Genomic DNA, 21,583 nt, shown 5'->3' with positions numbered 1-21,583 from the left:
AAACACAACGCCCAAGGGACGATAGCTGTCCGCTTGGGCGTTGTGTTATTTCTATTATTACAGCGCATCTGTGTGCTCTGTGCCAGCCGGCAATAATTCCGGCATGCCAATTCGTTCTAAACCATTTTTGATTTTGGTCGTATATCCTTTTTCATTCCGATCCATATAACCGGCTTTCGAGCGAATCATCTTTTCGAAGACTGCCACTTTGGACGGATCGATTTCAGACCACATTTCATAGGAATGAATCAAGTCTTCCAAGGTCAAATGGGTATAGTCGCGGCCAACAAATGTATGGTCCGGCGATACTTTATACCAAATATCGCCATCCGGCCGGATCCATTTATCCACATCTTTAACTAGAGCCGCGTGAATACTGTTCGCCGTCTCAAGATAGACCGGATCCTTAAATTCTTGATACGCGAGCAGCAAGATATTCATTCCGCCCAGCTGATGGTTCATCGAAGTATGTGTTTTCACCTTCTGCTTGGAAGGGAAATAATCCGGAATATAAAACGCATTCGGTCCAACGGAAATGATATTGCCCTTCTTGCGCTGCGAAACTAACAGATCCGCGTAATTCTTCAATCCAACATTATAATCGGAATGTCCGAATGCCTTTCCTCCATTGTACAGGAAGAGCGCGATTTGTTCATTGAACCTCGTGTCAACAAAAGGTGCTGTCAGTCCGAACAATCCTTTCAAATACGTGCTCGTCACTTCTGTTTCCCAGTAGGTGGAGCTTCCACGGAACACATCTAAGTTAGCATATGAATTGTACAGCAAGCTTTCATAATAACGTTCTTTCGTATCCAAATACTTCGCCATAACCCGATCTTCTTTCACGAGCAATAGGTTACGGCCGTATCCTCTGCCTGATTCCGGCATTGGTTCGATGGTCGTTGCCATCTTATTGTAAGGACCTTGGGCGGTATACCATTTATTCCGCTTCTTGTAGTTAATGGCCGACTCAAGCATCCAATCGTCCATTTCTTTTTTCGTCGAGAAAAGCTCTTCCTTTGATACGAGGATCCATTGATCTACAATATCATAGCCTCTTGACTGCAGGTGGTAAACGGACAGTTGGGAATCTCCCAGCTTCACACCACTAAACGCTTCTGTTTCACTAAGAAGTTCTCGCGTATGACTCGCCGAGCCGTTTGCATACGATTTAGTCAGCGCTTTAGATTGGTACGCTTTCCCGATCATCTTCTGTGATTTTATTCCTTCAGGAGATGTTTCCTCAAAAATGCCCGTAGGATACGTCGTAATATCAAAACCGAATGTGCCATCGGTCACTTTTTTGATTGGGAAACGGTCATACGTATGCAAGAGGCTACGCGTGACACCGTTCTCCGTCTGAATCAGATCCACTGTAATAGGCAGACGCTGATTGTTTTTCAACTCTGTAAATAGGAAGTAATCCCCGTTCGGCAACTCCCGCTTTGTCACCGTCACAGCAACAGACGGTATCCCACCAATTTTATACGTATACACTTTATCGGTAGCATGCGGGTGCTTCACCGTTTTTTCTCCGGCATACTGTAAATATTGATTGGAACGCAAGTAAGTTTTCGCTGTCTCCGAAACCGGTACTTCCGCAAAATTTCTTTCTGTCCGGATCGTTTCATACTTACCAAACGTCTGGGCCGGTTTGAATTCCACGGACAATTGTTCCTTAATCATGCCTGTCTTGACCATGGCCCGATGCAAGAATACTACATACGTCGCACGGTTGACCGGGGTTTTCGGATCGAACGAGCCATCCTCTTTCCCAGTCGTAATGCCATGCTGCGCTAAGATTTTCACACCTTCACGATGCGATTCGCTGATCCTGTTTTCATCAGTGAAATGAATTTCTTCTCCAGTATCTTGCAAGTTGAATGCCCGCGTGATGACCGTTGCCATCTGCTCACGAGTCAATGAATCTCCTACACCAAACGTTCCATCTTCTTTTCCAAGGAAAATTCCTGCCTTATAGGTCGCCATAGCACCCTTTAAATGCGAGGACTTGGAACTAACATCTTTGAAAATTGGTTCGTAGGCTGCTTCTGGAAGCTTTAGCGCCCCTGTCATCAAATTGGCGGCTTGCCCCCTTGAAACTTCTACAGAAGGTCGGAACTGCTTATCCGGATATCCGTTAATAATTCCCATATTCACAAGCTGCGTTACTTCGTTCTTAGCCCAGAAATCATTATGTATATCGGTAAAACTCTGTTCAACCTGCTGGCTTTCCGCCTCTGTCGAAGTGCAACCAACGAGCATCAATATAATAGATAAAAAAGAAATCTGGACAATCTTGCTAAATTTATTGCTTCGTGGCATATCCTCTCTTCCTCCTGATAATTTCTCTTCATAATGATAACATAAACGACTGTATTATGGCCTCCCATTGATTGGTTATGCGCAAGAAAAGGGAAAAACTTTATCTAATTGTAGTGGAAATAGGGAGTATTTGTCTTTTTCTGCAAGCATATTGTGCGGAGGTTTGCTGTTTCGTGCCACTGTTGTTGATCAGGATGTTTATTAAAGAATCCAATTGAAAAATAGAGAAAAAGTTTTATGAATATCCTGTCAAACGATGTCACATTACGTTATACTAGTAGAAAAGACGAAACTTATAATCTATGACATAAATACTAATGAATGAGGTGGGCATTTGTTTATTTCCGCATTGAATGATCGCAATTTCCACATGCAAATTCGAGATACGAACCAAGCAGGAGGAGATGGCTGGAAGAGAGTCTGGGGAAAAGAAGCGGCCGCTGCAAATCCGCTGGCGGCAGTCAACCAAGGACGCAATTCTCTTATTTTGGACTCCATCCGGACGAACGACTGGTCAGCCTATCATCAGTTTGAGGCTAAACAGCATCCCGCCTGGTATGACAAAGTCAACGGCGAATTCAAGCCAAACAAATTATATTACGGCAACTTGCTGGATGTTCAAAACCGCTCACTGAAAGAAGCAATGCAAAGCGGGGATCAGCAAGAAATTGCAAGCCGGCAAGCAAGAATGGAAGAACTGATTGCTGATTTCAAAAATGCACCTGGCGAAGTGCCCCATGTCATCACATTCGCAACGGACCCGGAACTGGCACAAAAGCATGGCATCCCAAAACCATCCAGCGACTGGTACAACTCGCCTTATAATAGTGATCTGGCCGCATCGCAAGGGCGCTTTCAAGATCAATATTGGTATGAGAATCCATACTTTGCGGACCACCCAAATGAAATGACTTTTGCCATGGAAGCCGTCCAAGAACTTCGTCCGGGCATCGCAAAAATTGCAGCTTCCATTAATAAAGGTGCGTATGAACGGAATGTGGCCTCATCATCGTTCTCATCCAACGCCTCTAAAACTGTCCAGCCAGCAACCGAAACTGTAGTTACGCATTCCGAAGAAACGACAGATACTTCTGCGGCTCTAAGTTCCGAAGCATCCACCCAAGTAACCGAGCAGTTTGCCCATCAATTTAGCGCAGATGCATGGATCGCCAGCCTGTTCTCCGAAAAGGAACAGACCGTGAACACTTCTTATGATGTGCTGCTAGATCAATTAAACCGCAAGGCAGAAGAACGCAGAGCGACGATTGGATAATGAAGTAACATAGGTTTACCTAGAAATAAGTGAACTTCTCTATATGCCTTTACGACAAGTGGGCATGTCTTTCTTGAACCGAACTGCTACTGTCTAAAAATGAATACGCAAAGAGTGTGAGCCTTGAAGCTTGCACTCTTTTTTGCTAGTATGGCACCTATACTTTTCTAGGAGGTCATTCAGATGAAAAACACTGTGTTAGCCGGCACATTCATGGGGGCGGTCCTACTTCTCGGAGCTTGCAATAACGAAGCCGCCCAGCGGACCGATGACCAGATGATACAACAAGAGACCCCTGCAGAAAAGCAGACAAACCTCGAAAGCCAAGGCGCAGTCGACAAATCAGACACAGCCAAATCCGATGAATCTCTGCAAAAGGAATTCTCCGAAGTACAAGGTGTTTCCTCGGTCAGCCTCATTGTCACGGAAGACAGCGGCGGCTACGTCCTAGTCGACTTCGAAGTGGATCACGATATGACTAAAGAACAGGCTGAACAAGTAACCGCTGCCTTTTTGAATAAAGCAGAAGAAGCCTACCCCGAAGATAAAATCGATATCCAAGCACGTAAAAATGGCGAATCATTCGTGCAGCAAAGCAAGGAATAAGGAGACCAAACAAAAGAGCCTTCGATTTGCCGAAGGCTCTTTTGTTTGGTTCTGAAATAATAGATTGATTCCTCACTACTATAAGCTGGTAGCTCGTATGAATCGGTTAACCACTCATACCGCCACTTGAACGCTTGATTGCTAAGGTGCGTTTGTCTGGAGTTCGCCATGGTTTATTGGCGTTCAACACGGGTTATTGGCGTTCAACTCGGGTTATTGGCGTTCACTACGAGTTATTGGCGTTCACCACGAGTTATTGGCGTTCACCACGAGTTATTGGCGTTCAACTCGAGTTATTGGCGTTCAACTCGAGTTATTGGCGTTCAACTCGGTTTATTGGCGTTCACCACGGGTTATTGGCGTTCACGTACTTCATTTACCGAAGCGCTCGTATATTTCCGTGAACCGCTCGATTACGCCGATAACCACTCGTTTACCCTTGCCAACCTCTCGATTCCAAGGATAACCGCTCGTTTCGCCTCGCTAACCTCTCGATTATCCCAATCTACCGCTCGTATCTTCCCCGGAACCGCTCGATTCCCCCAGCACACCAGCCGCATCAATCAGGATACGTAACAATATACACGGTCATCTCTCAACTAACAACCTCAACTCATCCATGCTAAACTGCTCTGCTCTTCACCCTCAGACTCCGCTTGAGCTCGACTCAACTTCGCTGAACAGCCTTGCTTACGCATGTTGCTTTTCGTAGTTTTGGATGTGTTCCTCGTATTGGAAGGTCAAGGAAATTTCATCCCAGCCATTCAGGAGCATTTGTTTGTAGTAGGGATCAATCTCAAAGGAATAGGTTGCGCCGTCTTGTCCGGCAACGGTTTGTTCCTCAAGATTCACCTTTACTTCATATGTTGATTGTTCCCCTTTGGCCAGCAGCTCTTCTACTTCGTCGACAGTGAGCCGGATTGGCAGGATTCCATTTTTAAAGCAGTTGTTATGGAAAATGTCGGCGAAGCTTGGCGCGATGACGACTTGGAAACCGTAGTCCATGATGGCCCATGGAGCGTGTTCACGGGAAGAACCACAGCCGAAGTTTTCGTGTGCGACGAGAACTTTAGCATTTTCGAATTGTGGCTGGTTTAAGACAAAGTCTTCATTCCGCGAGCCGTCTGGGCGATGGCGCCAATGGTAGAACAGGTATTTGCCGAAGCCGGTACGCTCGATCCGTTTTAGAAATTCTTTTGAGATGATTTGGTCGGTATCGACGTTTTTCCGGTTCAGTGGGACTATAATGCTTTCCACGATATTGATCGGTTTCACTATGACTCATCCTTTCTTCAGTTACGCATGGGCCGGCTCTAATGTCCGAACATCAACGAATTTGCCTGCAATCGCTGCGGCCGCCGCCATCGCCGGGCTCATAAGGTGCGTGCGGGAACCTGCGCCTTGCCGCCCTTCAAAGTTCCGGTTGGACGTAGAAGCACACCGTTCTCCGGCTGGCACTACGTCATCATTCATGGCGAGGCACATGCTGCATCCCGATTCTCTCCATTCGAAGCCGGCTTCAATGAAAATCCGATCCAATCCTTCAGCTTCGGCTTGCTGCTTTACAGTCCGTGAGCCTGGTACAACGATCGCTGTAACAGAAGAATGCACCTTTCGCCCTTCTACTAGTTTTGCAGCGCTCCGCAGATCACTCAGCCGTGCATTCGTGCAGGAACCGATGAATACGTGCTGCACTTCGATAGACGTCATCGGAGCTCCTTCTTCCAAATCCATATATGCGAGAGCCTTCTTTAGTGCTTCCTTGTCGGATTCCGAAGCGTAATCCTCTGCCCGTGGAACATGTTTGCTAATGCCCGTTCCCATGGAAGGATTAGTACCCCATGTTACGAACGGTTCGATTTCATTCGCATCGATTTCAAGCACGGTGTCATAAGCTGCTCCAGCATCTGTCGCCAACTCAAGCCACTGCTGAGCCGCTTTTTCAAACTCATCGCCTTCCGGAGCGAATCTTTTACCTTTTAAATAGTCGATTGTCGTTGCATCCGGACTGATCAAACCGGCTTTTGCACCTGCCTCAATGGACATGTTGCAAATGGTCATCCGTTCTTCCATCGTCATGTTACGAATTGCCTCGCCTGTATATTCAACGATATGGCCTGTTCCGACATCGATTCCAAATTTAGCGATGATGGCTAAAATCACGTCTTTTGCAGTAACGCCATAACCTAATTGACCGGAAATCTTGATTTCCATCGTCTTCGGCTTGGACTGCCAAAGCGTTTGCGTCGAAAGGACGTGCTCGACTTCGCTTGTTCCGATCCCAAAAGCGATCGCGCCAAACGCGCCGTGGGTAGAAGTATGGCTATCTCCGCAAACGATCGTTTTTCCCGGTTGAGTCAATCCCAATTCGGGACCGATAATATGGACAATACCCTGATCGGGATGTTCCATATGCGCCAGCTGGATGCCGAATTCCTCGCAATTTTTTTCCAGCGTGGAGATCTGTTTCTTAGCGATCGGATCTTGGATGACCGGCAAATTCTTTGTCGGTACATTATGATCCATCGTCGCAAAACATAAATCCGGACGACGAACTTTCCGGCCCGCCAGCCGTAGCCCTTCGAACGCTTGCGGTGATGTCACTTCATGAATCAGATGAAGGTCAATATAAAGTAGGTCGGGTTTCCCCTCCTCTTCGTAGACGATATGCTGATCCCATATTTTCTCGATAATCGTTTTTGCCATTTCGGGCCTCTCCTTCCATTTGCCAACCTTCGTTGTTTACACGTATGAGAACATAATGCTATTGGAAACGAACTGCAAATCGAGTTCATCCACTACTTTATCTGTCCATTCAGCTGTCGAAAGCTTTTTGTCATCGACGGCCAGGTCTGCTGTAAAGCATCCTTCTTCAAACACCGTTTCGACCGCTTTTTCAATGGCAGCGGCTTCCGTTTCCATGCCGAATGAGTACTTGAGCATCATTGCTGCTGAAAGAATGGCAGCTGCCGGATTAGCAATCCCTTTCCCTGCCACATCCGGAGCCGATCCATGTACGGGTTCATATAAGCCGAATCCATCTGTCCGGACACTTGCGGATGGCAATAAACCGAGTGAACCCGTAATGACAGATGCCTCATCGCTCAAAATGTCCCCAAACATATTCTCCGTGACGATTACATCGAAAGCGGAAGGATTGGTAATCAACTTCATTGCTGCGGAATCTACTAGCTGATGCTCCACTTCAACATCCGGATATCCCTGTTTTTTCTCATCTACAATTTGTCGCCACAGCTTGCTTGACGAAAGAACATTCGCCTTATCTACGGATGTGACTTTCCCTCTTCGTAAGCGTGCGAGCTCAAATGCCTTCTCGACAATCCGCTCGATTTCCGGGCGAGTGTAAACGAGTGTATCGACAGCGGACTCATCGGTGAACCGGCTCGGCTGTCCGAAGTAGATGCCGCCCGTCAATTCGCGGACAATCATCATATCTACTTCTTTCGCGACATCCTCCTTGAGTGGAGAAGCCTGGATCAAAGAAGGGACTGCCTTCACTGGACGAAGGTTGGCAAACAGATCAAAATGTTTTCGAATCGCCAGAAGACCTTTTTCCGGTCGCAGTTCGGATGGATTTTGATCCCATTTAGGTCCGCCGACCGCACCGAGAAGAATAGCATCACTCGCTTCACAAAGTTCAATCGTTTCAGCAGGAAGCGGATTATTGTATCGATCAATCGCATCACCGCCGATCGCACCGTACTCGAAGTGGAACGTATGATTGAAACGTCTTGCAATCACCTCAAGCACACGTACTGCCGCTGACGTTACCTCTGGCCCAATTCCATCGCCTTGTAGAACAGCTACTCTTTTTTCCATGGAACTTCTCCTCCTCATTGTGTTCATTTCACCTTATTCCACTTGAATAAAATTCCATATGCAATATATCACAATTTCGTCAAGAAACCGGTTCTTTCACCTTTACAGCCGACTTGATCAATTTTCGATTAATTGCATTTAAATACGCTTTTGCCGAAGCTTCCAAAACGTCTTGCGCTACATCGCGTCCTGTCAACACTTCACCATTGAAGCTTAAATTGACGACCGCTTCCCCAAGTGCATCGCGTCCTTTACCGATTGAAGTGACCCGGTAGTCCAGAATGTGAACCTGGCCTTTGACAAGCTGTTCCAATGTATTAAAAATCGCTTCGACTGAACCTGCGCCTGTTGTTGCGACGACTACGTTCTCGCCCGTCGGCACAGTAGCAGATACAGTAGCAGTCGGTACATTCGACGTACCATATTGTACTTGGACATTTGTCAGTTCATATGTCGGCACATCGGAGTACTCAATTTGCTTGCCCGTAAATAATACGAATAGATCATCCTCTGTGATCTCTTTCTTTTTATCCGCTAAGTTCTTGAATTCTACGAACGCTTCATTCAGCTGTTCGTCCGTCAGTTCAAATCCCATGGAAACCGCACGGTCTTTAAATGCATGACGTCCGGAGTGTTTCCCTAGTGCGAGCGGCGCTGTTGTTTCGCCAATCAACTCAGGCGTTATGATTTCATATGTTTCACGATTCTTCAGCATGCCGTCTTGGTGAATACCCGATTCATGGGCAAATGCATTCTTACCGACAACTGCTTTATTCGGCTGAATGACAACACCCGTCAACTGACTGACAAGCTGGCTAGTTCGCTTGATTTCCTGTAAGTTAATGCCCGTTTCCACGCCGTAGAAGTCTTTTCGGATATGCAAAGCGACCGCAATTTCTTCCAGCGCTGCATTTCCTGCCCGTTCTCCAATTCCGTTAATCGTTCCTTCCACTTGATCCGCACCGTTTTCAATCGCTGCGATGGAGTTTGCAACTGCCATGCCTAAGTCGTTATGGCAATGAGCCGAGAGTTTCACTCGATCTATTCCTGAGACATTCTCCTTCAAGAACTTGAATAGCGCGCCATACTCTTGTGGAGTCGCATATCCGACTGTGTCCGGAATATTGATCGTTGTCGCACCCGCTTGAATGACTTCATTAATGATGCGAACAAGGAACGCTGGATCGGATCGGAAAGCATCTTCCGCAGACCATTGGACGAGTGGGAAAAAGCGCTTGGCGTATTTCACAGCTTCCACTGCGATGTCGACTACTTGATCAGGCGTCTTTTTTAATTTGTATTCCATATGAATTGGGGAGGTAGCCAGAAATACGTGAAGATGCGGTTGTTCCGCTCCGCGGAGCGCCTCCCATGATGTGTCGATATCCTTCTTCATTGCGCGAGCCAAACCAGTTACTGTGGAGCGTTTGACCGTTTCCGCAATCCGCTTGACTGCTTCAAAATCACCCGGTGAGGAAGCAGGAAAACCTGCTTCGATCACCGTTGCGCCAAATCGTTCGAGTTGGCGTGCGATTTCCAACTTTTCGGCAGTATTTAGATTAATTCCTGCCGACTGTTCACCGTCCCGTAGTGTCGTGTCGAAAATATCAATTTTGCGCACTCGCGACCACTTCCTCCTGTTTGGAATTCACGCTTTGATTAACAAATGGCATCATTGCACGAAGCTTTTGACCGACCTTTTCGATTTCATGCTCTGCTTCTGATTTTTCAATTGCATTGAAGTTCGGACGGCCATTTTCGTTCTCTTTAATCCAGCCTTCAGCAAATTTGCCTTCTTGGATATCAGTCAAGATATCTTTCATGCGGGCTTTTGCGTCTGCGTCAACAACGCGCGGTCCTGATACGAAGTCGCCCCACTCAGCTGTATCAGAGATGGAGTAGCGCATGCCGGACATGCCGCCTTCATACATCAAGTCAACGATCAATTTCAATTCGTGCATTGTTTCGAAATATGCAAGCTCAGGCTGATATCCTGCTTCTACCAATGTTTCGAAGCCCGCTTTGACAAGTGATGTCAAGCCGCCGCATAGTACTGCCTGCTCTCCGAATAGATCTGTTTCTGTTTCTTCTTTGAATGTCGTTTCCAATACACCTGCACGCGCTGCACCGATTCCTTTTGCATACGCGAGAGCCACGTCTTTTGCTTGACCGGAATTGTCTTGGAATACAGCGAACAATGCTGGAACTCCTGCGCCTGCTTCATATGTTCTGCGGACAAGATGCCCTGGCCCTTTAGGAGCTACTAGGAACACATCGACATCACTTGGCGGTACGATTTGGCCGAAATGAACGTTGAAGCCATGTGCGAATACGAGTGATTTGCCTTCTTTTAATTCAGGTGCGATTTCTTCCTCGTACACTTTCTTTTGTCTTTCGTCTGGAAGAAGAATCATGATGATATCTGCTTCTTTCGCAGCTTCGCTAACCGTTTTAACAGTCAGGCCGTCTTCCTTCGCCTGGTCGAAAGATTTACCCGGACGTACACCTACAACTACGTTGTATCCAGAATCCTTCAAGTTTTGCGCATGTGCATGACCTTGCGAACCGTATCCGATAATTGCAATTGTCTTTCCTTGTAGAAGTCCTTCGTTGATATCTTGGTTATAGTACATTTTAGCCATTGTATATTCCTCCTAGTTTTTAGTTAAATTTTTTATTTTAAAATGGATAACTGTGGTGATGGAGCCTTTTGCATGTCTCTAACGAATGCAGTAGCGCCGGTTCTTGACAACTCTTTAATGCCATATGGCTTGACGAGATCGATGAATGCCTCGATCTTCTCCGGGTTGCCGACTACTTGATACGTGACAACGTTTTTTCCGGAATCGATAATCGTTGCCCGGAATGGTTCAACGATGCTATTAATTTCGCTGCGCGCCTGAGGAGGCGCAACGACTTTCACTAGGGCCAATTCCCGCATGACAATCGCTTTGTCTGTGATGTCATTCACTTTGATGACATCGATCTGTTTTTGAAGCTGTTTTACGAGCTGCTCAATTTTCCCTTCATCTTCCACATGGACGATGAATGTCATTTTGGACATGCCCGGCTGCTCCGAATGCCCAACTGTAATACTTTCAATATTAAATTGCCGTTTCATGAGCAGCCCCGTGACCCGGTTCAGCACACCACTTTGATTGATGACTGTTACTGTGATGATCCGTCTCATTTGCCGCTCACTCCAATCATTTCATGTAATCCTTTGCCAGGTGCGACCATTGGATAGACATTTTCCTGTTGCTTCACGCGGCAGTCGATTAGGACTGGTTCGTCTGAAAGCAAAGCTTCCGCAAACACGGCTTCTGCTTCCTCCTGAGACTCGATGCGGTATCCTTTTATGTCATATGCTTCCGCCAGCTTTACGAAATCAGGCTGCACTGGAATCAACGACTGGGAATACCTTTCATCATAGAATGTCTCCTGCCACTGCCGGACCATGCCGAGTGCACCATTGTTCAAAATGACGACTTTGACTGGAATCCGGAATTCCTGAAGAAGGGAAAGCTCCTGGGCTGTCATTTGGAATCCGGCATCTCCGACAATTGCGACGACTCGCTTATCCGGTTTGGCAAATTGTGCTCCGATAGCTGCTGGGAAGCCAAAGCCCATTGTTCCCAGGCCACCTGACGTCACCCAATGATCCGGGTTGTTCAAAGAGTAATATTGCGCCGCCCACATTTGATGCTGACCGACATCCGTTGTGACGATTGCATCCCCTTTTGTCAGGCGGTGGATGATTTGGATCGCTTGCTGCGGCAATAAATCTGAATCGTCCTCTTTATACCACAACGGGAAATCTTCCGTCTTTTTCGCTAGTGCGTCAATCCATTCCTCCGTCTCCGGCGAATACATATCTGCAGCGAGTAAAGCTTTCAGCGCTTCCTTCGCATCCGCAACAATTGGAATTTCTGTCGGGACATTCTTGCCGATTTCGGCTGGGTCGATATCGATATGGATTACCTTTGCATTCGGTGCGAATGTCTTAAGATTTCCAGTCAACCGATCGTCGAACCGAGCTCCGATGTTCAAAAGGACATCACATTCGCTGAGCGCCATATTCGCGGTGTATGTTCCATGCATGCCCGCCATTCCTAGGAACAGTTCATGATCGCCTGGAATACTGCCTAACCCGAGGAGTGTGTTGGTCACCGGAATGCGGTGGCGCTCTACAAATTCCTTCAGTTCATCCATCGCTTGGGCGTGAAGAATGCCTGCGCCTGCTAGGATGATCGGTTTCTTTGCATGCGTCAGTGTATGGACCGCTTTTTGTATTTGCAAAAAGTTAGGAGTCGTCGTCGGCTGGTACCCTGGGAGATCCACTTCGACATCAAAAGACTCTGGTGTTGTGAACACTTCAGTCGCAACGTTTTTCGGGATATCGACGACAACTGGTCCCCTGCGCCCTGTTGACGCGATATGGAACGCTTCTTTAATAATTCTTGGAAAATCGGCTACATCCCGCACTTGATAGTTGTGCTTCGTAATCGGTGTTGTGATGCCGATAATATCGGCCTCTTGGAAAGCGTCTGTACCGATGACGGAGCTTGCGACTTGGCCAGTGAAGACGACTAATGGCAAGGAATCCATCATGGCATCCGTAATGCCTGTCACCAAGTTGGTTGCGCCAGGTCCGGATGTCGCGATGACGACGCCGGGCTTACCGGATACACGCGCATACCCTTCCGCCGCATGGATGGCTCCCTGTTCATGACGGGCAAGCACATGTGGAATCGGATCCTTATACAATGCGTCATAAATCGGTAAGACGGCTCCTCCCGGGTAACCGAAAATGACTTCGACACCTTGGTCCTTCAACGCCTGAATCAGGACCGCTGACCCATCCGCCGGTCTTGTTGTCTGCTGCTCTTCCATGGTCGGCATTGGTTCCAAAACAGCTTGCTTCGTTTGAACTTCAGCACTCATTTGCTAACTCCTCCTGACTTTCTATGTTCCATTATTTTCAAAAATAAAAAGCTTTTTCTCCCCACACAAAGAAACGATTCTTCGTATAAGGGATGAAAAAACTTTTCATGGTACCACCCTTGTTCGCGGCAATCCGCCGCCTCATGAATGGATAGGATGCCTATCCATTCGTTTGTAACGGGCTGCCTACAATTCATGCCGCCCGGGATTGCCTACTCAGTCTTCTTTTCAGCAACCCACTCCGAGGTGATATCGCGATTAGGTGTATTGCCGGCTTCCAGCACGACCGGCTCTCTGGGAATACAGTATCTAATCACTTTTGCCTCATCATCGATTTTATTATTAGATTTTCATTACGCCGCCTGTACTTGCAGAAGTGACAAGCTTTGAATATCTGGCTAAATATCCTTTTTTAATTTTCGGTTCAAATGGCTGCAGCTTTGTTTTGCGCTCCGCCAATTCCTCATCTGATACTTTCAGTTCGATCGTCCGGTTCGTCAAGTCGATGGCAATGATGTCGCCATCTTCTACTAATGCAATCGGGCCACCTTCGGCCGCTTCTGGTGAAATATGGCCAATGGAGATTCCCCGCGATGCCCCGGAAAAACGTCCGTCTGTGATGAGTGCTACTTTTGTTCCGAGTCCGCGTCCTTGAATCGCGGATGTTGGTGCAAGCATCTCTGGCATTCCCGGACCGCCTTTAGGTCCCTCATATCGGATTACGACAACATGCCCTTCACGGACAGTGCCATTATCGATGTTTTCCTGGGCTGCCTCTTGAGAATCAAATACAATTGCTTCTCCGACAAACTCCTTGATGGACGGATCAACTGCTCCAACCTTGATGACCCCGCCATCCGGTGCGATATTTCCAAACAGTACGGAGAGGCCTCCGACCGGGCTGTACGGATTGTCTTTCGTCCGGATGACCTGTTCATTCGTAATGTGGTAATCCTTCACGTCTTCCCCGATCGTCTTTCCTGTCACGGTAATCCGATCCGGGTGGATGGCTCCTGGTATTTTCGTCAGCTCGTTGATGATTGCGCTGACTCCGCCTGCTTTGAAAATATCATCCATTGAAACGTCGGACGCCGGCATTATCTTCGCCAAGTATGGTACTCGCTCTGCTACTGTGTTAATATCCTGCACGCTATATTCGATTTCTGCTTCGTGTGCAATGGCCAATGTATGTAAGACGGTGTTTGTTGATCCGCCCATTGCCATGTCCAGTGCGAATGCATCATCGATTGCTTCTTTGGTTACGATATCACGAGGTTTAATATCCTCTTTTACCATCCGGATGAGATGTTTTGCCGCTTCTTTAATGAGCTTATGGCGCTCATCGGAAGTTGCGACGATCGTTCCGTTCCCCGGCAATGCCAATCCGAGCATTTCCATCAGGCAGTTCATTGAATTTGCTGTGAACATTCCGGAACAAGATCCACATGTCGGACAGGCATTCGTTTCGATGTCGAGCAATTCTTCAGCAGACATTTTGCCTGATTTGTATGCTCCCACACCTTCAAACACCGATGTGAGTGAAAGTGGTGCGCCTGTTGCTGAGACGCCAGCTTCCATTGGGCCCCCCGATACGAAAACGGAAGGGACGTTCGTTCGAACTGCCGCCATTAGCATGCCTGGCGTAATTTTGTCGCAGTTCGGAATGTAAAAGACCCCATCAAACCAATGAGCGTTAATGACGGTCTCTGCAGAATCTGCGATCAGCTCCCGGGAAGGAAGCGAATAACGCATTCCGATATGCCCCATCGCGATTCCGTCATCGACTCCGATCGTGTTGAATTCGAACGGAATGCCACCCGCCTCCCGGATCGCCTCTTTGACGATTTCCGCGAAATGGTTCAAATGTTTGTGGCCTGGAATAATATCAATATATGAATTACATACGCCGATAAAAGGTTTTTCCAGATCTTTCGTCTTCACACCTGTCGCATATAGCAAGCTGCGATGAGGTGCTCGATCGATGCCTTTTTTTATCATGTCACTTCTCATTGCAATCTCTCCTAACAAAACGACCGATACCAGCCTCAAGCTGATGATAGATTGTGAATTGAATCACAACTCGTAATAGATTGTTGCTATCATATATCGGATAATCGGTAGAGTCAACACTCTTTTTATAATTATTTTTCAATTAGGAATAGTAATATTTATTGTAATCGCTTACATTAGCGATATATTGCATACTACATTATATATGTCATTTTGTAAATTTTTTTTTTGCGTAATCAAGGTCATACTTATTTTTCCACTTTGTCTATTCGCCATCCATGCCTTTTTTTATAGACATACGTAAATTTCATTTTTTCCGCCGTTCTTGTTTCCCCGATTGGCACCGTCAATTCCATAACCATTTTGGACTTTTTCGCCTTCACTTCCTTTACCGTGGCGACATTCCACATGAGCTCACTCACAAATTCTGCTTCTGGCTGCGCCATCCTCTTCTTATAGGAAATAATCCCATTATCTTTCATAAAACGCTTGGCCCCTTTTTTCGTCATCGTCTTCCGAAGTTCAGCCGTCAATTTTTTCTTTGAATCAATGTGGCTGGCCAAATAACGATAATTCATGCCTTTGTAGAGAAATGTTTCATATTCCCCTTCTTCATAGAAGCCCCCGTTCACTACGGCCAATTCCGTCGTTGCCCATTCTGCAGCCAGATTGGCGGCTTCCACAGGAGATAACGGAGTGGCCGCACGATTACCTTGACAGGCAGTTAGCAGCAGCGAAATGCATATTACAAACAATAACGTCCACCATTTTTGTCTCAACCGCTTTCCTCCCGATGTGCTAGTAGTAAAAGATATGTCATCAGGAGCCAATAAAATGTTGGACTCTGCAAAACATTTCGCGTCAGCGACTCGGAATCTTGAATTTATTCTCAAATAGGCTTGCGACTGTTGCTCCGATCGTCAAATTGACGACCATATTAGCGACTGCGGGAACGGCCGCTAGAGAACTGACGTGTTCCATGGCAAGCGTTGCTGCAAGAGCTGAATTGCATATGCCGGTGTGGAATAAAATCGCACGCGCTGTCTCCTCTGGTGCTTTGCAAAGCCGCGCCGCGAAATAGCCTGCGGCCATCGGAATGGCCACTTGTAACGTGACTGCGATGAAAATCATCGGCAAGATCGTCAAATTCTCCTGCAAGGATTTCTGTGCATTTGAAATGACGGACAGGATGACGATGAATAAGGACAATTGGGATAAGACGGCTGTATACGGCCTGACTTTCCCGACCGGCTTCGGCCATTTCCATTGGATGAACAGGCCAGCCAACAGCGGAAGAAAGACGATATAAATGATGTTGAGAAACAACGGCCAGAAAGCGATCGGAATTAATTTCCCCGCGAAAAACTGGACGAGTGCCGGGGTCAGCAGCGGTGAAATGAATGTATCCATCGTCGCCATCGTAATGCTGACTGCCACTTCGCCGCCGGCAATGAACGTATAAATATTCGCAGAAGTGCCACTCGGAACTGTTCCTGCCAAAATGATACCGGTCGCAATTTCCGCTTCATTCCGGAAAAAAAGATAGGCAATCGTGATGGATACAGCCACCATGATTGTCCATTTGAATAGCACGCCAAGGCATGCATATTTCGGATGTTTAATGACTTGAAGTAGTTTGTCGGTTGACAGCGATAAGCCCATTAATAAGAAAATGGTCCCCAGCCCGAACCCAGTCAGGCCTCGAATGGATATAAATGCATCTGGAAACGCGTAAGCCAATAAAGACAGGGCTACAATCCAGATCGGCAAATATTTCGAGATAACACCTGATAGTAGAGGGATGACCTTCATTCCTTCGCCTCCTAGACAAGAAGACCTGTGCAGCAGATCGCTTTGATCCGATGCACAAGCCTTCCTTTGCCATGATTTTATTCGAAGAACTAATTTACCTCATTTTGTTCGATCAAATTTCGATTATACTGCTTAAAAATGTCAGCCTACCGCTCGTATCGGCTGGCGAACCACTCGTTTTTCTCTCGTACCGCTCGTAAACATAAACGAACCAGTCGTATTTCCCGGTAACCGCTCATAAACGCTGGCGAACCACTCGTTTTTCCAGGTAACCGCTCGTAAACGCCGGCGAACCACTCGTATTTCCCGGTAACCGCTCGTAAACGCAAACGAACCACTCGTATTTCCCGGTAACCGCTCGTACACGCTGGCGAACCACTCGTATAGCTCTCGTACCACTCGTAAACACAAACGAATCACTCGTATTTCCCGGTAACCGCTCGTATACGCTGGCGAACCACTCGTATAGCTCTCGTACCGCTCATAAACGCCGGCGAACCACTCGTATTTCCCGGTAACCGCTCGTAAACGCCGGCGAACCACTCGAATTTCCCGGTAACCGCTCGTATCTACCAAATTACCGATCAATTAAACCGTTGGACCGCTTGAAATGGTCTGCTTCGTGTAAATGAATGCTCCCTCTTCAAGCCCTTTTAACTCCACGGCATCCCCAATTGTAACTTCGCCGTCCATTCGCGCCGTCACTTTGACAGGCGCTTTATCCAGCTGGATCAAAGCGACTGTATAGGGAGCGATATGGGCGAATTCCGCCGGAGCGACATGGATATCCGTAAAACTGTAAACAGTGCCTTTAGGTGAAACTTCAGTCTCCTGCAGCTTTCCTTGCTGGCATTTCGGACAAGTGTACTTGGATGTCACACTATGATAATCACAATTCGTGCAAGCAAAAATCTTCATGCCCCTCACACCCTCTCCAAAATATGCACAACGGAATAGGATCCCGTTCCGCCTAAATTTTGTGCCAAAGCGAGACGTGGATTGCCTTCCACTTGATTTGGCGCAGTCCCTCTCAACTGATGTACGAGCTGATAGATCTGGGAAATTCCAGTTGCACCGATCGGATGGCCACGCGATAACAGTCCGCCGCTCGTGTTGACCGGCTTGTCACCTGTCACTTTAGTGCGGCCTTCCTCAATTGCTTTCCAACCTTCGCGCTTTGCAAAAAAGCCGAGCTCCTCGATCGCTAGCATTTCCGTCATGGAGAAGCAGTCATGGATTTCCACGACATCAATATCTTCTGGTCCGACACCTGCTTTTTCGTATGCGAGACGACCTGATTCCTTGATGGCAGGGATGGATAATAAATCATCCGCGTCCTGCATTTGCGTCGGTCCTGAACTTTGAGCGGACGAACGGACGTGGACCGGTGACTTTTTGCTCGATAAAACGACTGCAGCTGCCCCATCTGTCATCGGCGAACAATCGAACAGGCCGAGCGGGTTCGTGATCATCCTTGCTTCCATGATCTCTTCCAAAGTTGCGGGTTTTCGGAACTGGGCAAGCGGGTTTTGCATGGCGTTTTCCCGGTTCTTCAGTGCCACCATAGCCAGATGCTTTTTGGAAGCGCCTGTTTCATAAAAATACCGGTTGGCGAGCACGCCGAAGAAACCAGGGAATGTGAGACCCGCCCGTTTTTCATTTGAATCATTGTCCATCGCCGCGTTGATCGCCTGCGTAACATCGGCAGTGGATGCATGTTTCATCTTTTCAACGCCAGCTACCAATACGGTTTCATACTCACCGCTCTGGATGCCTAGCACACCTTGCCGAACCGCGATGCCGCCAGAAGCGCATGCTCCTTCGACTTTAGCTGTTGGAATGAATCCAAGGCCTAATTCATTTGCCACAATGGCGCCAAGGATTTCTTGATTGTAAATGGAACCGCCCATGAAATTTCCTACGTAGACAGCATCCACTTTCGGATTTCCCGCTTCATTCAATGCCTGAATACACGCTTCAAGCAACAAGTCTTTCATCGTCCGGTCGACGAATGTCCCAAATTGTGTCATGCCTACGCCGTGTACATATACATTCGTCATGCTTTCACCTCTTCATGCTGGTTGCGCAGCTCACGCTTCAGGATTTTCCCGTAGGAACTTTTCGGCAATTCCTCGACAATATGAATCTCCTTCGGCTTTTTAAAGCTGGCCATATTTTCGATGCACAGAGCGAGCAGCTGTTCATCTGTCACCTGCTGCGTACCATTTGGCACGACATAAGCAATGACATTTTCTCCCCATTTCTCATCTGGAACTCCGATGACACATGTCTCCTTGACGCCGGGATGCATGTTCAGTACTTCTTCCACTTCACGCGGGTAAATGTTCACGCCGCCTGAAATAATCACGTCTTTTTTGCGATCGACGATATGGACGTATCCTTCTGGATTTTTCCAGCCTAAATCGCCAGTATGGAGCCAGCCGTCCTGCAACGTTTCTGCCGTCGCTTTTTCATTGTTCCAGTATCCCTTCATGACAAGTGAGCCTTTACAGATGATTTCCCCGACTTCACCGTCAGGCAGCTCTTTCCCTTCGTCATCCACGATCTTTACGTCTACAAACAGGCCTGTGCGTCCGCATGATTCAAGACGGTTGCCCAGTTCCCTTTTCGGCATCATCGTAATGCACATCGGTGCCTCGACTTGTCCGTACGTCTCTGCAAAAATAGGCCCAGTCAGCTTGAGAGCCTGCTCCAGTTTGCTTGCCGCAATTGGAGAGCCTGCCATGTTGATGCTCTTTAAAGTCGATAGTTTGGAAGGATCAAAATTCGGATGCTGGATCATCAAGTTGACCATCGTAGGCACGAGGAAGATAATAGACACTTTTTCTCTTGCCAGATCATTCACGAATTCTTCCGGTTCGAATTTATCGAAAACGACTTGTGTCAAACCATACAGCCAAGCTACATGGGAAAGGAAGTTACTCCCGTGCGTAAGCGGCGCCACGTGTCCGATAATGTCGGTGTAATCCGTTTCACAAACGAGTGCTAGAGATACGGCACCGGCAATCATATTCCGGTGGGAGAGCATAACCCCTTTCGGATTGCCCGTCGTGCCGGATGTATACATGATGGCGAACAGGTCGTCCTCTTCCACCTGTTCTGCAAACCCTGCTCCGACATAGGATTGGATGACTTCTTCGTAAGACGCGCCGACCAAAAGCGTCTCCACTTCGGTGCCAATAGCGTCGATGAGCTCCTGATCGCCAATTAACTGGCCGACATCCGCATCAGATAGCATATACTGATGCTCTTTCGGATGGAGTCGGTAGTTGAGCGGCACTTTAATAAATCCGCCAAGCGCTACCGCCACATCGAGTTCAATATGTTCGAGACGGTTTGGCATCAAAATGCCGATCCGGTCGCCTTTCTTCAATCCTTTATGATGGAAATAAGCCGCCAGCGCATGAGCTCTTTCCAACAACTCTTTATATGTGAATGAACGGTCTTTGTCTTTCACAGCGAGCTTGTTTGGATTAGCAACCGCTGATTTCACCGCAAGTTTACCTAACGTTTCCACAATGAATCACTCCTTCTCCGCGAATTGGAATACAGGCATATTCCAAAATTCGTCGTTTCCGCGCTGCAATGCAACTTCATGCAACGGAAACAGCATATATTCAATCGTGACAGCTACCGGATTTTCTCCGTCGATAAAATGGCCGCCATCGATTTTTTTATCACAGTCAATAAACATTCCGTGGAAATGGACCTCCAATTCCCCTTGCAGATCCAGCCCGATAAACCCGGTGCCCGACAACAATTCGATCGGTGTGTCCGTCTTAAGCTTTTTGGAATATTTCAAGCCGCCTTCCGCCGTTTGATCCAGCTGGACATACGTCGCATAATCGAGTGATCCGATGCATTGGAATTGAGCGGCGGTCACTTGATAAGCACGGCAAACTTCCTTAAATCCTTCAAAAAGGTCGATCCCTTTCATGAATCTTCCGGCAATCCGATTCGTTTTTTGATCTAATACTGCTTGAACCCGATTATCCAAAGCTGTAGCCTCCATCTACTTTGAGTACTTGCCCAGTTGTATAGCTCGATTCAGGAGAAGCGAAATACAGAACGGCCTCCGCAATATCTTGCGGCGTCCCCATACGCTTAATAGCTTGCTGGCTTACATCGTATGCAACGCCAGTCGTTATGCCAGTCAATGTGGCACCCGGGGCCACTGAATTGCATGTAATTCCATGAACGCCCAGCTCCTTTGCCACCCACTTGGTCAACGCGATGACTGCCCCTTTAGAGGCGGAATAGGCAGGGCCGGAACGTCCGTTGTTGTCCTCCTGGCCGGAAATAACGCCGCCATTTAAGCCGGAGATTGAACTGATATTGATGATTCGCCCGTATTTCTGCTCCACCATATGCGGATAGACAATCGCCTGGATAAACAGAAATGCAGCTTTCACATTTGTATCCATATCACGGTCCCACACATCTAGCGTCATCGTATCGATACCGAGTCTGCCGCATGTTCCCGCATTGTTCACTAAAATATGAAGTTCTCCGTACGTATCGGATGCACGGGCGACCGTCGCTTTCACAAATTCAGGATCGCGGATATCCCCCAGGCATTCCATGACGCTCGCATCGGTTGATTGGCTTTGAATCGATTCAATTGTTTTCTCGCACGAATTCAAATCAACGAGAACAACATTAGCACCTTCCCTCGACAGGATAATCGCTGATTCTGCGCCAATACCACTGGCCGCACCTGTAATGATTGCTGTTTGTCCCTTTAATCTCACG

General features: G+C 47.5%; 20 protein-coding genes and 1 other annotated feature. Of the genes, 3 read left to right on the top strand and 17 right to left on the bottom strand.

Features of this window, described 5'->3' with window-relative positions; translation table 11 throughout:
* Positions 1-57 precede the first annotated feature (57 nt).
* Positions 58-2,325 (bottom strand): S-layer homology domain-containing protein, encoded by a 2,268-nt coding sequence (locus L7D49_RS09610; protein WP_238080607.1) that lies wholly within the window; start codon positions 2,323-2,325, stop codon positions 58-60.
* A gap of 334 nt (positions 2,326-2,659) precedes the next feature.
* Here L7D49_RS09610 and L7D49_RS09605 point away from each other — a divergent pair, with 334 nt between their 5' ends.
* From L7D49_RS09605 to L7D49_RS09595, 3 genes are all read left to right on the top strand, one after another.
* The gene (locus L7D49_RS09605; protein ID WP_238080606.1) at positions 2,660-3,598 is read left to right on the top strand and encodes a hypothetical protein; all 939 of its coding nucleotides are present in this window, start codon (positions 2,660-2,662) and stop codon (positions 3,596-3,598) included.
* 183 nt (positions 3,599-3,781) lie between these two features.
* The gene (locus tag L7D49_RS09600) at positions 3,782-4,204 is read left to right on the top strand and encodes a hypothetical protein (RefSeq protein WP_238080605.1); all 423 of its coding nucleotides are present in this window, start codon (positions 3,782-3,784) and stop codon (positions 4,202-4,204) included.
* A gap of 168 nt (positions 4,205-4,372) precedes the next feature.
* A complete protein-coding gene (locus L7D49_RS09595; RefSeq protein WP_238080604.1) occupies positions 4,373-4,780 on the top strand; it encodes a hypothetical protein in 408 nt (135 codons plus the stop codon).
* A 114-nt stretch (positions 4,781-4,894) separates the two neighbouring features.
* Here the strand turns inward: L7D49_RS09595 and leuD are convergent, their stop codons facing one another.
* The 16 genes from leuD to L7D49_RS09515 all read right to left on the bottom strand — a co-directional run bounded on the left by leuD (position 4,895) and on the right by L7D49_RS09515 (position 21,582).
* Positions 4,895-5,479, bottom strand: coding sequence for a 3-isopropylmalate dehydratase small subunit (leuD, locus tag L7D49_RS09590; RefSeq protein WP_238080603.1), 585 nt, complete (start codon positions 5,477-5,479; stop codon positions 4,895-4,897).
* Between the two features lie 21 nt (positions 5,480-5,500).
* Positions 5,501-6,910: a 3-isopropylmalate dehydratase large subunit gene (leuC, locus tag L7D49_RS09585; RefSeq protein WP_238080602.1), complete on the bottom strand. Its 1,410-nt coding sequence runs from the start codon at positions 6,908-6,910 to the stop codon at positions 5,501-5,503.
* A gap of 36 nt (positions 6,911-6,946) precedes the next feature.
* Positions 6,947-8,044, bottom strand: a complete 1,098-nt coding sequence (gene leuB, locus L7D49_RS09580; protein ID WP_238080601.1) for a 3-isopropylmalate dehydrogenase — start codon at positions 8,042-8,044, stop codon at positions 6,947-6,949.
* 79 nt (positions 8,045-8,123) lie between these two features.
* Positions 8,124-9,665: a 2-isopropylmalate synthase gene (locus L7D49_RS09575; protein ID WP_238080600.1), complete on the bottom strand. Its 1,542-nt coding sequence runs from the start codon at positions 9,663-9,665 to the stop codon at positions 8,124-8,126.
* Positions 9,652-10,686: a ketol-acid reductoisomerase gene (gene ilvC / locus L7D49_RS09570; RefSeq protein ID WP_238080599.1), complete on the bottom strand. Its 1,035-nt coding sequence runs from the start codon at positions 10,684-10,686 to the stop codon at positions 9,652-9,654. The genes L7D49_RS09575 and ilvC overlap by 14 nt, the downstream gene beginning before the upstream one ends.
* Before the next feature lie 32 nt (positions 10,687-10,718).
* Positions 10,719-11,234, bottom strand: a complete 516-nt coding sequence (gene ilvN / locus L7D49_RS09565; protein ID WP_238080598.1) for an acetolactate synthase small subunit — start codon at positions 11,232-11,234, stop codon at positions 10,719-10,721.
* Positions 11,231-12,988: an acetolactate synthase large subunit gene (gene ilvB, locus L7D49_RS09560; protein ID WP_418895867.1), complete on the bottom strand. Its 1,758-nt coding sequence runs from the start codon at positions 12,986-12,988 to the stop codon at positions 11,231-11,233. The genes ilvN and ilvB overlap by 4 nt, the downstream gene beginning before the upstream one ends.
* Positions 12,989-13,073: 85 nt before the next feature.
* Positions 13,074-13,328 (bottom strand) — a binding site (T-box leader).
* Between the two features lie 2 nt (positions 13,329-13,330).
* Positions 13,331-14,998 (bottom strand): dihydroxy-acid dehydratase, encoded by a 1,668-nt coding sequence (gene ilvD / locus L7D49_RS09555; protein WP_238080597.1) that lies wholly within the window; start codon positions 14,996-14,998, stop codon positions 13,331-13,333.
* A 248-nt stretch (positions 14,999-15,246) separates the two neighbouring features.
* Positions 15,247-15,777 carry an IseA DL-endopeptidase inhibitor family protein gene (locus tag L7D49_RS09550; protein WP_238080596.1) on the bottom strand — a complete coding sequence of 177 codons (531 nt, stop codon included), beginning with the start codon at positions 15,775-15,777 and terminating at the stop codon, positions 15,247-15,249.
* Positions 15,778-15,859: 82 nt separating this feature from the next.
* Positions 15,860-16,810, bottom strand: coding sequence for a bile acid:sodium symporter family protein (locus L7D49_RS09545; RefSeq protein WP_238080595.1), 951 nt, complete (start codon positions 16,808-16,810; stop codon positions 15,860-15,862).
* 141 nt (positions 16,811-16,951) lie between these two features.
* On the bottom strand, positions 16,952-17,398 hold the full coding sequence (locus L7D49_RS09540; RefSeq protein WP_238080594.1) for a hypothetical protein: 447 nt from the start codon (positions 17,396-17,398) through the stop codon (positions 16,952-16,954).
* Entirely contained in the window at positions 17,399-17,728 is a 330-nt protein-coding gene (locus L7D49_RS09535) for a Zn-ribbon domain-containing OB-fold protein (RefSeq protein ID WP_238080593.1), read from the bottom strand.
* Between the two features lie 5 nt (positions 17,729-17,733).
* Positions 17,734-18,870 (bottom strand): thiolase C-terminal domain-containing protein, encoded by a 1,137-nt coding sequence (locus tag L7D49_RS09530; RefSeq protein ID WP_238080592.1) that lies wholly within the window; start codon positions 18,868-18,870, stop codon positions 17,734-17,736.
* Positions 18,867-20,348: a class I adenylate-forming enzyme family protein gene (locus L7D49_RS09525; protein WP_238080591.1), complete on the bottom strand. Its 1,482-nt coding sequence runs from the start codon at positions 20,346-20,348 to the stop codon at positions 18,867-18,869. The genes L7D49_RS09530 and L7D49_RS09525 overlap by 4 nt, the downstream gene beginning before the upstream one ends.
* A gap of 6 nt (positions 20,349-20,354) precedes the next feature.
* Complete coding sequence (locus tag L7D49_RS09520; RefSeq protein WP_238080590.1) at positions 20,355-20,828, bottom strand: PCC domain-containing protein; 474 nt, start codon at positions 20,826-20,828, stop codon at positions 20,355-20,357.
* Positions 20,821-21,582 carry an SDR family NAD(P)-dependent oxidoreductase gene (locus L7D49_RS09515; RefSeq protein WP_238080589.1) on the bottom strand — a complete coding sequence of 254 codons (762 nt, stop codon included), beginning with the start codon at positions 21,580-21,582 and terminating at the stop codon, positions 20,821-20,823. The genes L7D49_RS09520 and L7D49_RS09515 overlap by 8 nt, the downstream gene beginning before the upstream one ends.
* Position 21,583 lies beyond the last annotated feature (1 nt).

Source organism: Sporosarcina cyprini (genome assembly GCF_022048975.1).
GTDB lineage: Bacteria > Bacillota > Bacilli > Bacillales_A > Planococcaceae > Sporosarcina > Sporosarcina cyprini.
Note: the sequence above shows the minus strand (reverse complement) of the source record. Positions and strands in the feature narration are given on the sequence as shown.